Origin of the sequence: Streptomyces gamaensis (genome assembly GCF_042656465.1) — a bacterium.
Classification (GTDB): domain Bacteria; phylum Actinomycetota; class Actinomycetes; order Streptomycetales; family Streptomycetaceae; genus Streptomyces; species Streptomyces gamaensis.
Genome location: NZ_JBHSPB010000001.1, coordinates 278,627 through 291,829, shown reverse-complemented (window position 1 = coordinate 291,829; position 13,203 = coordinate 278,627). Strand labels below are relative to the sequence as shown.

Sequence of the window (13,203 nt, the reverse complement as noted above, 5' to 3'; positions counted from 1 at the left end):
TGCGCTTCTCGTACACCGCCTTCCGTGGGTGCCACGGCTCTGTGCGGCAATGCCGCCTTCCGCGAAAGGCTCCTCTCTCATGCGTCAACTCCCCCTGATCTCCCGCCGCGTGGCCGCGGCCGCCGTCGGCGTCGCCGTCCTCGGCGGGGCCGCCGCCTGCGGCCCGAAGGACACCGCCGCGGGCCAGGGCGGCGCAGGCGCGGACGCCGCCCCGCGCAAGGGCGGCACGCTCACCGTCCTCAACAGGGCCCCGCAGAACAAGTTCGACCCCGCCCGGCTGTACACCTCCGGCGGCGGCAACGTCCCCTCGCTCGTCTTCCGCACGCTCACCACCCGCCACCGCGCGAACGGCGCCGAGGGCACGCGCGTCGCCCCCGACCTCGCCACCGACACCGGCACGCCGAGCGACGAGGCGAAGACCTGGACGTTCCACCTCAAGGACGGGCTGAAGTACGAGGACGGCTCACCCATCACCAGCGCCGACATCAAGTACGGCGCCGAGCGCTCGTTCGCCCCCGAACTCTCCGGCGGCGCCCCCTACTTGCGCGACTGGCTCGTCGGCGGCGAGAGCTACCAGGGCCCGTACAAGGAGGGCAGGGGCCTGGACTCCATCGAGACCCCGGACGAGCGGACCATCGTCTTCCACCTGCGCAAACCCGAGGGCGACTTCCCCTACTTCGCGACCTCCACCCAGTTCGCGCCCGTGCCCAGGGCCAAGGACACCGGCGCCAAGTACGCCGAACACCCCGTCTCCTCGGGCCCGTACAAGGTCGTCAAGAACGTGGGCGACGGCGAGCAGCTGATCCTGGAGCGCAACCCCAACTGGTCGGAGGAGACCGACAAGGAGCGGCACGCCTACCCCGACCGCATCGAGGTCAAGGGCGGGCTGTCCCCGGCCGTCATCAACCAGCGCCTGTCGGCCAGTACGGGCGCCGACGCCGCCGCCGTGACCACCGACACCAACCTCGGCCCCGCCGAACTCGCCCAGACCGGCGGCGACCAGCGGCTCGCCGCCCGCGTGGGCACCGGACACTTCGGCTACACCGACTACCTCGCGTTCAACCCGTCCGTGAAGCCCTTCGACGACCCCCGGGTCCGCCAGGCCATCGCCTACGCCGTCAACCGCACCAGCGTCGTCAACGCCGCCGGCGGCTCCTCGCTCGCCGAGCCCGCCACCACCTTCCTGCCCGAGCGGAAGGCCTTCGGCCACACGCCCTACGACCACTTCCCGGCGGGCGCCGACGGCAACCCGGCCAAGGCCAAGGAGCTGCTGAAGGAAGCCGGTTACGACAACGGGCTGGAGATCACCCTCACCCACTCCACCGCCCAGAACTTCGAGACCGGCCCCGAGATCGCCACCGCCGTGCAGGCCGCCCTCAAGGAGGCCGGCATCACGGTCGAGCTGCAGGGCCTGGAGGACAACGCCTACGACGAGAAGGTCCACAGCTTCTCCGGCCAGCCCGCGCTCTTCCTCGCCCACTGGGGAGCCGACTGGCCCTCCGGCGGCCCCTTCCTCGCCCCCGTCTTCGACGGCCGCCAGATCGTCAAGGACGGCGCCAACTTCAACTCCGCGCGCCTGGACGACGCGAAGGTCAACAACGAGATCGACGAGATCAACAAGATCACCGACCATGAGGCGGCCGCGGAGCGCTGGGGCGCCCTCGACCGCTCGATCGGCGAACAGGCCGTGGTCGTCCCGCTGTTCCACCCCGTCTACAAGCGGCTCGTCGGCAAGGACGTCAAGAACGTCGTCATCAGCGACTGGACCGGAGTCCTCGACGTCTCCCAGATCGCGGTCAAGTGAGCACCATGCACGACACGTCGGAACCGAAGCCGGCGGCACCCGCCTCCGGCGCCCGCCAGGTGTGGCGGCGGCTGCGCGCGCGCAGGTCCGCGCTCGCGGCCGCCGCCGTGCTGGGCCTGCTCGTCGTCCTCGCCCTCGCCGCGCCGCTGCTCGCCGCGCTGGAGGGCCAGGACCCCACCACGTACCACGACGCCCTCGTCGACTCCGCGCGCGGCGGAGTGCCGATCGGCTCCTTCGGCGGGGTCAGTGCCGAGCACTGGCTCGGCGTCGAACCCGGCACCGGCCGCGACCTGTTCGTGCGCCTGCTCTACGGAGCCCGCGTCTCCCTCGTCGTCGCGCTCGGCGCGACCGTCGTGCAGGTGCTCGTCGGAGTGGCCGTGGGGCTCGCCGCGGGACTGGGCAACCGGCTCGTCGACGGCGCGCTCAGCCACGTCACCGACGTGATGGTCGCCATGCCCCTGCTGGTCTTCGCCATCGCCCTCACCGCCGTCGTCCCCGAGGACTTCCCGCGCCCCGCCCTGCTCGTCGTCGTCATCGGGCTCATCGCCTGGGGCGGCCTCGCCCGGCTCGTGCGCGCCCAGACCCTCGGCCTGAAGAAGCTCGACTTCGTCTCCGCCGCCCGGCTCGGCGGCGGCTCGCCCTGGCGCGTGGCCCGCCGCGAACTGCTGCCCGCGCTCGCGGCACCCGTCATCACCTACGCGGCCGTCCTGCTGCCGTCCAACATCGTCCTGGAGGCGTCCATGTCGTTCCTCGGCGTGGGCGTCAAGGCCCCGACCCCCTCATGGGGACAGATGCTCTCGACGGCCACCCTGTGGTTCCGCGCCGACCCGATGTACGTGCTGCTGCCGGCACTGCTGCTGTTCGTCACGGCCCTCGCCTTCACCGTGCTCGGCGACGCCGTGCGCACCGCCCTGGACCCGCGCGAGGCATCCCGGCTGCGCGTCGGCCGACGCCGCGGGGCGGGCCGCGCGGACACCGCCCCGACCCTGGAGGGCGCCGCGTGACCGGCTACCTGCTGCGCCGGCTGCTCGGCGGACTCGTCGTCCTGCTCGTGCTGTCGGCCGTCATCTACGCGACCTTCTACATCGCCCCCGGCGACCCCGCGCGCCTGGCCTGCGGACCGCGCTGCAACCCCGAACAGATCCGCCAGGTCCGCGAGCAACTCGCCCTCGACGACCCCGTGTACGTGCAGTACTGGCACTTCCTGCAAGGGATCGTCACCGGCCACGACTACTCCACCGGCACCGGCGTACGGCACTGCGACGCCCCCTGCCTGGGCCTGTCGTACCAGAACGACCAGCCGGTCACGCAGCTGATCCTCGACCGGCTGCCCGCCACCGCCTCGCTCGCCGTCGGCGCGATGGCGCTGTGGCTGCTGCTGGGCGTCGGCACCGGACTGCTCTCCGCGCTCCGGCGCGGCGGCACCACCGAACGCGTACTGACCGGACTCACCCTCGCCGGCACCGCGACCCCGGTGTTCATCACCGGCATCGGGCTGCTGATGCTCTTCTGCGCCTACCTGGAGTGGCTGCCCTTCCCGTCCTACGTGAAGCTCACCGACGACCCCGAGCAGTGGGCCTGGAACATGCTGCTGCCGTGGGTCGCGCTGGCCCTGCTGGAGGCCGCCAAGTACGCGCGCCTCACCCGCGGTTCCACCCTGGAGACCCTCGCCGAGGACCACATCCGCACCTTCCGCGCCTACGGCGTCTCCGAGCGGGCGATCGTCGGCAGGCACGCGCTGCGCGGCGCGCTCGCCCCCGTCATCGCCCTGTCCGCCGCGGACTTCGGCTCGATGTTCGGCAACGCCGCGCTGACCGAGGTCATGTTCGGCCTGCCCGGCATCGGACAGCTCCTCGTGCGCGGCGCGCAGACCGTCGACCTGCCCGTCGTCGTCGGCGTGGTCCTGGTCACCGGCACCGCCGTGGTGCTCGCCAACATCGTGGCGGACGTCCTGTACGCCGCCGCCGACCGAAGGGTGGCCCTGCGATGACGACGCCCACCGAGCCGCTGGTCTCCGTCGCGGACCTGCGCGTGACCTTCCCCACCGGGAACGGCGCCGTGCACGCCGTCGACGGGCTGTCCTTCTCCCTCGCGCCCGGCGGGGCGCTGGGCATCGTCGGCGAGTCCGGATCCGGCAAGAGCACGGCCGCGTACGCCCTGCTGGGCCTGCACCGGGGCACGGGCGCCCGCGTCAGCGGCTCCGTGACCGTCGCCGGCCACGACGTGCAGGGCGCCGACGAGGCGGAACTGCGGCGCATCCGGGGCGGGATCGCCGCCATGGTCTTCCAGGACCCGCTGTCCTCCCTCGACCCCTACCAGGCCATCGGCGACCAGATCGCCGAGGTCCACCGCGTCCACCACCGCGGCGCCTCCCGGCGGGCCGCGCGCGCCCGCGCCGCCGAGGTGCTCGACCGGGTGGGCATCCCGGACGCGGCCCGCCGCGCCCGCTCGCGCCCGCACGAGTTCAGCGGCGGCATGCGCCAGCGCGTGCTCATCGCCATGGCGCTCGCGTGCGCGCCCCGCCTCCTCGTCGCCGACGAGCCCACCACCGCCCTCGACGTGACCGTCCAGGCCCAGGTCCTCGGCCTGCTGCGGGAGTTGCGCGCCGAGACCGGCACGGGGCTGGTCCTCGTCACCCACGACCTGGGCGTGGCGGCCGACAGCGTGGACGAGATGCTCGTGATGAAGGACGGACGCGCCGTGGAGCGCGGACCCGTGCGCGGCGTGCTGGCGGCTCCGCGGGAGCCGTACACCCGGGAACTGCTGGAGGCCGTTCCCCGGATCGACGTCCGCCGGGACGGGCCGGGGCGCAGCGCGCGGGACGGCGCACCCGGCAGCGCCCCGGACGGCGCGCGCTCCGGCGTGCTGCTCGAAGCGGCCGGCCTGCGCCGCGAGTTCGGGCGCGGCAAGGGCGCCGTCACCGCCGTCGACGACGTCTCCCTGACCGTACGGGCCGGGGAGACCGTCGGCATCGTCGGCGAGTCCGGCAGCGGCAAGACCACCCTCGGCCGCATGCTCGTACGGCTGCTGCCGCCCACCGGCGGCGCGCTGCGCTACCGGGGGCGCGACATCGGCGGCCTGAAGGAGCGCGAACTGCGCCCCTTCCGCAGCGAGTTGCAGATGGTCTTCCAGGACCCCGTCTCCTCCCTCAACCCCCGGCGCAGCATCGGCGAGTCCATCGCCGACCCGCTGCGCGCCGCCGGGACGCTGGGGGAGGCGGAGATCACCGCCCGGGTGCGGGAGCTGCTGGAGCGGGTCGGGCTCGACCCCGGCGCGTACCACCGCTACCCGCACGAGTTCAGCGGCGGCCAGCGCCAGCGCGTCGGCATCGCGCGGGCCCTGGCTCCCGAACCGCGCGTCATCGTCTGCGACGAGCCCGTCTCCGCCCTCGACGTCACCACCCAGGCCCAGGTCGTCGCCCTCCTCGGCGAACTGCAGCGCGAGCTCGGGCTCGCGCTCGTCTTCATCGCCCACGACCTCGCCGTCGTCCGGCAGGTCAGCGACCGGCTCGTGGTCATGCGCGGCGGCCGGATCGTCGAGGAGGGCCCCGCCGACACGGTCTACGAGCGGCCCCGGCACGCCTACACCCGGGGCCTGCTGGCCGCCGTTCCGCGCCTCGAACGGGCGGGAACCGCCGTGGAGGGACCGGCGGGAACCGCCGTATAGCGCGAGAGCGCGCCCCATCTTCCGGAAAGTCATCTTCCTTCACCCCTTCCGGTGGCGCGACGGACAACCGTCCGTCGCGCCACCTCGGCACCCGCATAGCGTGCTGCCCGCTGCCGTTCGGCGGCCGCCGACGTGAGAACGAGGGAGAGACGGGGGTGCGCGCGTGCGCGTGGGACTCCTTACGGAGGGTGGCTATCCGTACGCCGCGGGTGCGGGCGCCGCGTGGTGCGACCAGCTCGTGCGCGGGCTCGGCCGGCACGACTTCGACGTCTACGCGCTGAGCCGCAGCGCCCGCCAGGAGAGCGGCGCCCGCCACCCGCTCCCCGGCCACGTCCGCCAGGTCCGCACGGCCCCCCTGTGGGGCGATCCCGACCGGCTCGGCCCCCGCGCCCACGGCACGTACGGCCGGCACGAACGCCGCCGCTTCGGCGAGCACTTCGCGCAGCTGGCGGCTGCGGTGTGCGCGATGGGGACGGGAGCGGCGGGGGAGGCGGGTGGTGCCGGGCCCGACGCCGCCGGTCAGGGACAGGCGTACCGTTTCGCCGGGGCGCTGTACGCGCTCGCCGGGCTCGCCCGGGACGCCGGGGGGCTCGGACACGTCCTGCGCTCCGAACACGCGCTGCGGATCCTGGAGTCAGCCTGCCGCGCGCCCGGCGCGCACCCCGCCCTCTACGGCACCCGCGTCGCCGACCTCCTGGCCGTCACCCGGCTCCTGGAGCGCGCGCTGCGGCCGCTGTCCCTGGACTGGTACGGCCCCGGCGGGCGCGGCCTCGCCGCCGCCGACCTGTGCCACGCCGCCTCCGCCGGGCCCGCCGCCCTCCCCGGCCTGCTGGCCAAACGCTTCTTCGGTACCCCCCTGCTCGTCACCGAGTACGAGATGCGGCTGCGCGCCTACTACCTCAACAGCGCCGCCGGTTCCGCCGGGCTCTCCCTGCCCGTGCGCACCCTGCTGGCCTCCTTCCACCGGCAGCTGACCGCCGAGGTCTACGGCCGCGCCGACCTCGTCACCGCCGGCGACGCGCACATCAGACGCTGGCAGGAGCGCTGCGGCGCCGACCGCGCGCGGCTGCGCACCGTGCACCCCGGCCTCGACACCCGCCCCTACGACGCCGTGGCCGGCGCGCGGCCCCCCGACGGCCACGGGCGCACCGTGGTGTGGGCGGGCGACCGCGCCGACGGGCCCGTCCTGTGGCAGGCGCTCGCCGCGCTCCGGCAGGCCGACCCCCGGGTGCGGCTGCGGGTCCTCGGCCCGCCGCCCCCCGGCGAGACGCGCCCCGTCGACGGCGTCCTCTTCGAGACGGCCGCCGGCCCCGCCGCCTACGCGGCGGGCGCCGTCGTCGTCCTCGCCGGCGCCGCCGACCGCTTCCCGCTGCCCCTGGCCGAAGCGATGCTCTGCGGCCGGGCGACCGTGGCACCCGACACCGAGGCCGTGCGCGAAGTCCTCGGCGGTACGGGCCTGTTGGCCGCCCCCGGCGACCCCCACGCCCTGGCCGACGCCTGCCTCGCCCTCCTGGACGACCCCGGGCTGCGCGCCCGCCTGGGGGCCGCCGCCCGCGCCCGGGCCCTCGAACTCTTCACCGAGGAGCGGTATGTGACGGACTTCCGCGGCATCTACCTCGAACTGGCCCCGCTCGCCCCCGTACGGCACGGCGGACAGGACCCCTGCGTGCCCTTCGCGTACGCCGCCACGGCGCACCCGCCGCCCGCCCCCGCCCCGCGCGCCACGGCCCCCACCCGGGCGGGTCGCCCATGACCACTCCCCTGCGGGGCGCCGCCGCCCCCGCCGCCGACGGCATAGCCCCGGCCGACCCCGTCAAGGCGCTCCTCGCCCGCCACCGAGCCCTGTGCGAACGGGCCGCCGACCCCCTGGAGATCGCCGCGCACCTGGAGGCCCACGGGGTCTGCGAGCGTACGGCCGCGCGGTGCCGGCACCGCGACGTCTTCTCCCTGGCCGAGGAGCTCCACGCCCGCGCCATGCGGGGCACCGCCCCTGCCCGGGGCGCGCACCGCCGCTTCAAGGGCGCCCCCGCGGCGCCCCGCGCGCTGTGGTCCCGCGCCCGGTTCCGGGGGGGAGCGCACCGGGCGGGGCCCTCGGCCGCCCCCGCCCCGGCCATGAGCGGCGAACGCGCCGTCCGCGCCGGGTGGTTGCCCCGCGCCCTGATGCTCGCCGCCTGCGCCTGGCTCACCGCGTACGCGCTCGTCGGCGACCGCGTCGCCGGCGTGCTGCTGCGCGGGACGTCCGGCGGCGGGCACTCCGGCACCGCCGGAGCGCTCCTGGCGGCCGTGCGCGGGGCCGGGTCCGGAGTACCGGCCACCGCGCTGGCGCTCGGCTGCGCGCTCGCGCCCGCCGCCTGGTGCGCGCGCTGGTTCACCGCCCGGGTGCGCCGGGCGCTCGTCGGCAGCCGCGCCCTCACCGAGTTCGGCGCGCGCGTACGGCCCGAACTCCTCGCCACTGTCGCGCTGTTCAGCCTCGCGCTGGCCGCGCTGCTGTGGGCCGCCCACGCGGCCCTCGGCCCCGGCCGGGCGGGCGCCGCGCGCCTCGCCGCCCTGACGGCACTGGGCGCCCTGCTGTTCCTCGCCCGGCTGCTGTCCGTGCGCGGCCTCACGGCGCCCGGCGTCGTCGCCGCGCTCACCGCCTGCGCCGTGGAGGCCGCCGCCCTGCTCGCGCTCGGCGCCCCGCCACTGCCCGGCCGGGGCGCCCTCGCCCCCCTCGGCCCGGCCGTCGTCCGGGCCGCCGGGTGGTGCGGCCCCGCCGCCATACCCCTCGCGGCGTGCGTGCCCTGCGCGCTCGCCCTCCTCGCCCACGCTCTGTCCGCGCTGTCCCGGGCCTCCGCCCACCGGCGCGGCACCCGCCGACGGCCCCGCGTGCCGTCGGCGTCCACCGACCGGTCCGAGCCGCACCCCCTGTCAGAGGAGCAAGGAATGACCGCTAACCCCATCCGTACCGCCGGGCGAGAGCGAGGGCGCGAGCGATGAGGGTCCTGTTGCTCGGCGCCAACGGCTACATCGGCCGCTACGTCGCCGACCGGCTGCTCGCCGACCCCGCCGTCCAGCTCACCGCGCTCGGCCGCGGCGACGACGCCGACGTCCGCTTCGACCTGGCCACCGGCAGCCCCGGCGCGCTCACCCGGTTCCTCAACGCGGTCCACCCCGGTGTCGTCATCAACTGCGCGGGCGCCACCCGGGGCGGCGCCCGCGACCTGACCCGGCACAACACCGTCGCCGTCGCCACCGTCTGCGAGTCCCTGCGCCGCAGCGGCTGCGGCGCCCGCCTGGTGCAACTGGGCTGCTCCTCCGAGTACGGGCCCTCGCAGCCCGGCTCCTCCACCGCCGAGGACGCGGTGCCCCGCCCCGGCGGCCCGTACGGGGTCAGCAAGCTCGCCGCCACCGAACTCGTCCTCGGCTCCGGCCTGGACGCCATCGTGCTGCGGGTCTTCTCGCCCGTCGGCCCCGGCACCCCCGCCGGCTCCCCCCTCGGCCGGCTCGCCGACGCGATGCGCCGCGCCATGCAGAGCGGCGACAGCGAACTGAAACTGAGCGGCCTGAACGTGCAGCGCGACTTCGTCGACGTGCGCGACGTGGCCCGCGCCGTGCACGCGGCCTCGCTGTCCGCCGCCCAGGGTGCCGTCAACATCGGCACCGGCCGCGCCGTGCGGCTGCGCGACGCCGCCTCCCTGCTCGCCCGCGTCGCCGGCTTCGGCGGCGCCCTCCACGAGCTCGACGACCCGCACCTGGGCAGCCAGCCCGCCTACCCCTACCCCGACGGCTGCGGCAGCTGGCAGCAGGCCGATGTGCGCACCGCCCGCGACCGGCTCGGCTGGCGGCCCCGCATCGGGCTGGAGGAGTCCCTCGCGGACATCTGGATGGAGGCCGCGTGTCGTATCTGACACCGCCGGGGTCCGGCCGGGCCGCCCGCGCCGTCCCCCCGGGGCCGGTGGCGTGGCCCGGCCCGGCCGGGCCGGCGGCCCGGACCGGCGCCCGGCCGCGGCTGGGCGTCCCCGGGTTCGCGCACCCCCTGCTCGCCCCCGCCGAATGGGGCGAACTCCTGCGCCCCGGGACGGCGTTGGACTGGGCGGTCCTCGGCGGCGCCGCGATGGCCGCGGTGCCCGGCGGGCCCACCGGCGGGCCCGGCAGCCGCCCCGACCCGTACGTCCTGGACGCCGCAGCCCGGCTGCGCGACGCCGGCGTGCGCTTCCTCGGCCACCTCGATCTCGCCCGCGGCCGGCGCCCCTTCGCCGAGCTGATCGCCGAGGCGCAGCACCACCTGTCCTGGTACCGGGTCGACGGTTTCGCCCTGGACCGGGCGCCCGTGGGCCCCGCCGCCCTGCCCGGCACCCGGCGCACCGCCGCCGCGCTGCGCACCCTGCTGCCGGGCGCGTACGTCCTGCTCGTGCACGGCAGTCACCCGGCGCCCGGATACGCCGCCCTCGCCGACCAGTTGGTGACCTTCTGCGGGCCGTGGGCCGCCCACCGGCTCGTCCGCCCCCCGGAGTGGACCGCCGGGCATCCCCCCGAGCGCTTCTGCCACCTCGTGCACGGCGTTCCCCGGCACGGTCTCGACGAGGTCCTGCGCACCGCCCGCGGCCGCGGGGCGGGCACGCTCTTCGTCACCGACCGCACCGGGGCCGACGGGGCCGTGCCCTGGGAGGTCCTGCCCGGCTACTGGGACGAGATCGTCTCGCGCACCGGACCTGGTGTCTCGGAATGAGACCCGGCGTGGCAGTGTTACGGCAAAAGAGCGCCCCGCACTCGCGGGCCCGCTCCGACGTCCGACCGACCTACGGAGACCCCGTGTCGCTGCCACCCCTGGTAGAGCCGGCTGCCGAGCTCACCGTCGACGAGGTTCGCCGCTACTCCCGCCACCTGATCATCCCGGACGTCGGGATGGACGGGCAGAAGCGGCTGAAGAACGCCAAGGTCCTGTGCGTGGGCGCGGGCGGCCTCGGCTCGCCCGCCCTGATGTATCTGGCCGCCGCCGGCGTCGGCACCCTGGGCATCGTGGAGTTCGACGAGGTCGACGAGTCGAACCTGCAGCGCCAGATCATCCACGCGCAGTCCGACATCGGCCGCTCCAAGGCCGAGTCCGCCCGGGACTCCGTCCTCGGCATCAACCCGTACGTGAACGTCGTCCTGCACCAGGAGCGCCTGGAGGCGGACAACGTCAAGGAGATCTTCTCCCAGTACGACCTGATCGTGGACGGCACCGACAACTTCGCCACCCGCTATCTGGTCAACGACGCCTGCGTGCTGCTGAACAAGCCCTACGTATGGGGTTCGATCTACCGCTTCGACGGCCAGGCGTCGGTGTTCTGGTCCGAGCACGGCCCCTGCTACCGCTGCCTGTACCCCGAGCCCCCGCCGCCGGGCATGGTGCCCTCCTGCGCCGAGGGCGGCGTGCTGGGCGTGCTGTGCGCCTCGATCGGTTCCATCCAGGTCAACGAGGCCATCAAGCTGCTCGCGGGCATCGGCGAACCGCTCGTCGGCCGGCTGATGATCTACGACGCACTGGAGATGACCTACCGTCAGGTCAAGGTGCGCAAGGACCCGGGCTGCGCGGTCTGCGGAGAGAACCCGACCGTCACCGAGCTGATCGACTACGAGGCGTTCTGCGGCGTCGTCTCCGAGGAGGCCCAGGAGGCCGCCGCGGGCTCGACGATCACGCCCAGGCAGCTCAAGGAGTGGATCGACGAGGGCGCGAAGCTCGACATCATCGACGTCCGCGAGCCCAACGAGTACGAGATCGTCGCCATCCCCGGCTCCCGGCTGGTCCCCAAGAACGAGTTCCTGATGGGCGACGCCCTGCGGGACCTGCCGCAGGACCGGAAGATCGTCCTGCACTGCAAGACGGGTGTGCGCTCCGCCGAGGTGCTCGCGGTCCTCAAGGCCGCCGGCTTCTCGGACGCCGTCCATGTCGGCGGCGGCGTCATCGGCTGGGTCAACCAGATCGAGCCGGACAAGCCGGTGTACTGACCGGCTGCTGTCCGCCGGCCGTGGTTCAGGGGCCTGTCCGCACGCGTCACACGCGTTACTGACAGGCCCCTCGCGTTTCAGGAGCAGGACAGGCCCTCCTGCGGCACCTTTCCCTCCAGCAGATAGCTGTCCACCGCCCCGGCCAGGCACGTGCTGCCGCTGTTGTACGCGCCGTGCCCCTCGCCCTTGTACGTGACCTGTACGCCCACCCCGTCACCGAGGCGCCGCGCCATCTGCCGCGCCCCCTCGTACGGGGTCGCCGGGTCACCGGTGTTGCCGATCACCACGATCGGCGCCGCCCCGGCCGCGTCCACGTCCGGGGCCTTCCAGCGGCCCTGCACCGGCCAGCCCGTGCAGTCCAGCAGCGACCAGGCCGCCGCCTCCCCGAAGACCGGCGAGGCCTCCCGGAACCGCGGCAGCAGCCGCCGCACGTCGTCCGGGGTGTAGCGCTGCTCCGCGTCCGCGCACGAGATGGCCTTGTTCGCCGCCATGAGATTGCTGTAACGCCCGTCCGGGCCCCGGCCGTTGATCGAGTCGTCGAGCAGCAGCAGCGTGTCGCCCGTGCCCTTGGCCGTGGCCTCCTTCAGCCCCGCCGTCAGGTACTTCCAGGTGTCCTTCGAGTACAGGGCGGCCGCGATGCCGCCCACCGCCTCGTCCTGGGTGAGCCCGCGCCCCTGCGAAGTCGGCAGCGGACGCGACCGCAGCCCCGACAGCAGGGCGGTGATGCTCTCCTGCGTCGGGCACTGCCCCTGACCGCTCTTCTCCGCGCAGTCCTTGAGGTAGTCGTCCAGGGCCAGCTGGAAGCCCTTGGTCTGGCTGAGATTGCCCTGCACCGGGTCCTGCGTCGGGTCGACGACCGCGTCCAGGACCGCCCTCCCCACGTTCTTCGGGTACAAGTGCGCGTACACGCCGCCCAGTTCGGTGCCGTAGGAGATGCCGAAGTAGTGCAGCTTGTCGTCCCCCAGCGCCGCCCGCAGCCGGTCCATGTCGCGGGCCGCGCTCACCGTGTCGAGATACGGCAGCACCTTGCCCGAATTGCGGCTGCAGGCCTCGGCGAAGTGCTTCTTCGCCTCCAGCGTCTCCTTCAACTCCGCCGCGTTGTCCGGGGTGGTGCCCACCTGGCTCGCCGCGTCCAGCTCCTTGTCCGTCAGGCACTTCACGCCCGCGCTCTCCCCGACCCCGCGCGGGTCGAAGCTCACCAGGTCGTAGCGGGTGCGCAGCTTCTTGTAGCTGTCGGCCAGCCCCGGCAGCGTCGACACCCCCGAGCCGCCCGGCCCGCCGAAGTTGAACACCAGCGAGCCGATCCGGTGCGCCTGGTCCGTGGCCTTCGCCCGGATCAGCGCCAGGTCGATCGTCTCGCCCTTCGGTTTCGACCAGTCCAGCGGCACCGGCAGCTTCGCGCACTCCCACTCCTTGCCGGGCGCCTTGCCGTCACCGCCCTGCGCGGCCGTGGGCGCCGAGCACGCGCTCCAGCGCAGGGCGACCGGCGCCTCGCCCGCGGCCGCGCCGCCCGTACTGCTCTTGTTGTCCGGGGAGTTCGAGCTGCCGGAACCGCCGCTGCCGCACCCGGTGGCGGACAGGGCGAGCGCGAACGTCACGGAGAGGAGGGCCGGAGCCCGTAGCCGTTGGGGACTCATTTCCCCGACTGTACGGACGAATCGGGACCCTTGGCGCCACCGCCCCCCTGCTTCCCCCCGTTTCCGGGGACACTCCGGCGCGGCCCGCTCCCACGGGCGCTCCCGGCGCGCCCGGACGCCCCGCAC

The 13,203-nt window shown here is 74.8% G+C and carries 10 protein-coding genes; 9 read left to right on the top strand and 1 reads right to left on the bottom strand.

Features of this window, described 5'->3' with window-relative positions; all coding sequences use genetic code 11:
- Positions 1-79: 79 nt before the first annotated feature.
- From ACFP1Z_RS01230 to moeZ, 9 genes are all read left to right on the top strand, one after another.
- Positions 80-1,804, top strand: a complete 1,725-nt coding sequence (locus tag ACFP1Z_RS01230; protein WP_390313784.1) for an ABC transporter substrate-binding protein — start codon at positions 80-82, stop codon at positions 1,802-1,804.
- A 5-nt stretch (positions 1,805-1,809) separates the two neighbouring features.
- Complete coding sequence (locus ACFP1Z_RS01225; protein ID WP_390313783.1) at positions 1,810-2,808, top strand: ABC transporter permease; 999 nt, start codon at positions 1,810-1,812, stop codon at positions 2,806-2,808.
- Positions 2,805-3,794 carry an ABC transporter permease gene (locus ACFP1Z_RS01220; RefSeq protein ID WP_390313781.1) on the top strand — a complete coding sequence of 330 codons (990 nt, stop codon included), beginning with the start codon at positions 2,805-2,807 and terminating at the stop codon, positions 3,792-3,794. Before ACFP1Z_RS01225 ends, ACFP1Z_RS01220 begins: the two co-directional genes overlap by 4 nt.
- Positions 3,791-5,470, top strand: a complete 1,680-nt coding sequence (locus tag ACFP1Z_RS01215; RefSeq protein WP_390313780.1) for a dipeptide ABC transporter ATP-binding protein — start codon at positions 3,791-3,793, stop codon at positions 5,468-5,470. Before ACFP1Z_RS01220 ends, ACFP1Z_RS01215 begins: the two co-directional genes overlap by 4 nt.
- 169 nt (positions 5,471-5,639) lie before the next feature.
- Positions 5,640-7,223: a DUF3492 domain-containing protein gene (locus ACFP1Z_RS01210; protein WP_390313779.1), complete on the top strand. Its 1,584-nt coding sequence runs from the start codon at positions 5,640-5,642 to the stop codon at positions 7,221-7,223.
- The gene (locus ACFP1Z_RS01205; RefSeq protein ID WP_390313778.1) at positions 7,220-8,446 is read left to right on the top strand and encodes a hypothetical protein; all 1,227 of its coding nucleotides are present in this window, start codon (positions 7,220-7,222) and stop codon (positions 8,444-8,446) included. The genes ACFP1Z_RS01210 and ACFP1Z_RS01205 overlap by 4 nt, the downstream gene beginning before the upstream one ends.
- The gene (locus ACFP1Z_RS01200; RefSeq protein ID WP_390313777.1) at positions 8,443-9,357 is read left to right on the top strand and encodes an NAD-dependent epimerase/dehydratase family protein; all 915 of its coding nucleotides are present in this window, start codon (positions 8,443-8,445) and stop codon (positions 9,355-9,357) included. Before ACFP1Z_RS01205 ends, ACFP1Z_RS01200 begins: the two co-directional genes overlap by 4 nt.
- Positions 9,345-10,178 carry a spherulation-specific family 4 protein gene (locus ACFP1Z_RS01195; protein ID WP_390313775.1) on the top strand — a complete coding sequence of 278 codons (834 nt, stop codon included), beginning with the start codon at positions 9,345-9,347 and terminating at the stop codon, positions 10,176-10,178. The genes ACFP1Z_RS01200 and ACFP1Z_RS01195 overlap by 13 nt, the downstream gene beginning before the upstream one ends.
- Before the next feature lie 83 nt (positions 10,179-10,261).
- Positions 10,262-11,440, top strand: a complete 1,179-nt coding sequence (gene moeZ / locus ACFP1Z_RS01190) for an adenylyltransferase/sulfurtransferase MoeZ (RefSeq protein ID WP_390313772.1) — start codon at positions 10,262-10,264, stop codon at positions 11,438-11,440.
- A gap of 77 nt (positions 11,441-11,517) precedes the next feature.
- On the opposite strand, the gene ACFP1Z_RS01185 is transcribed toward moeZ, so the two are convergent.
- A complete protein-coding gene (locus ACFP1Z_RS01185; RefSeq protein WP_390313771.1) occupies positions 11,518-13,077 on the bottom strand; it encodes an alpha/beta hydrolase in 1,560 nt (519 codons plus the stop codon).
- Between the last annotated feature and the right edge of the window lie 126 nt (positions 13,078-13,203).

What these genes read in the sequence shown, in the direction of transcription:
- ACFP1Z_RS01200 (WP_390313777.1), top strand. Translation starts at nt 8,443, where the DNA reads ATGAGGGTCCTGTTGCTCGGCGCCAACGGCTACATCGGCCGCTACGTC.
- ACFP1Z_RS01215 (WP_390313780.1), top strand. Translation starts at nt 3,791, where the DNA reads ATGACGACGCCCACCGAGCCGCTGGTCTCCGTCGCGGACCTGCGCGTG.
- ACFP1Z_RS01225 (WP_390313783.1), top strand. Translation starts at nt 1,810, where the DNA reads ATGCACGACACGTCGGAACCGAAGCCGGCGGCACCCGCCTCCGGCGCC.
- ACFP1Z_RS01185 (WP_390313771.1), bottom strand. Translation starts at nt 13,077, where the DNA reads ATGAGTCCCCAACGGCTACGGGCTCCGGCCCTCCTCTCCGTGACGTTC.
- ACFP1Z_RS01230 (WP_390313784.1), top strand. Translation starts at nt 80, where the DNA reads ATGCGTCAACTCCCCCTGATCTCCCGCCGCGTGGCCGCGGCCGCCGTC.
- ACFP1Z_RS01205 (WP_390313778.1), top strand. Translation starts at nt 7,220, where the DNA reads ATGACCACTCCCCTGCGGGGCGCCGCCGCCCCCGCCGCCGACGGCATA.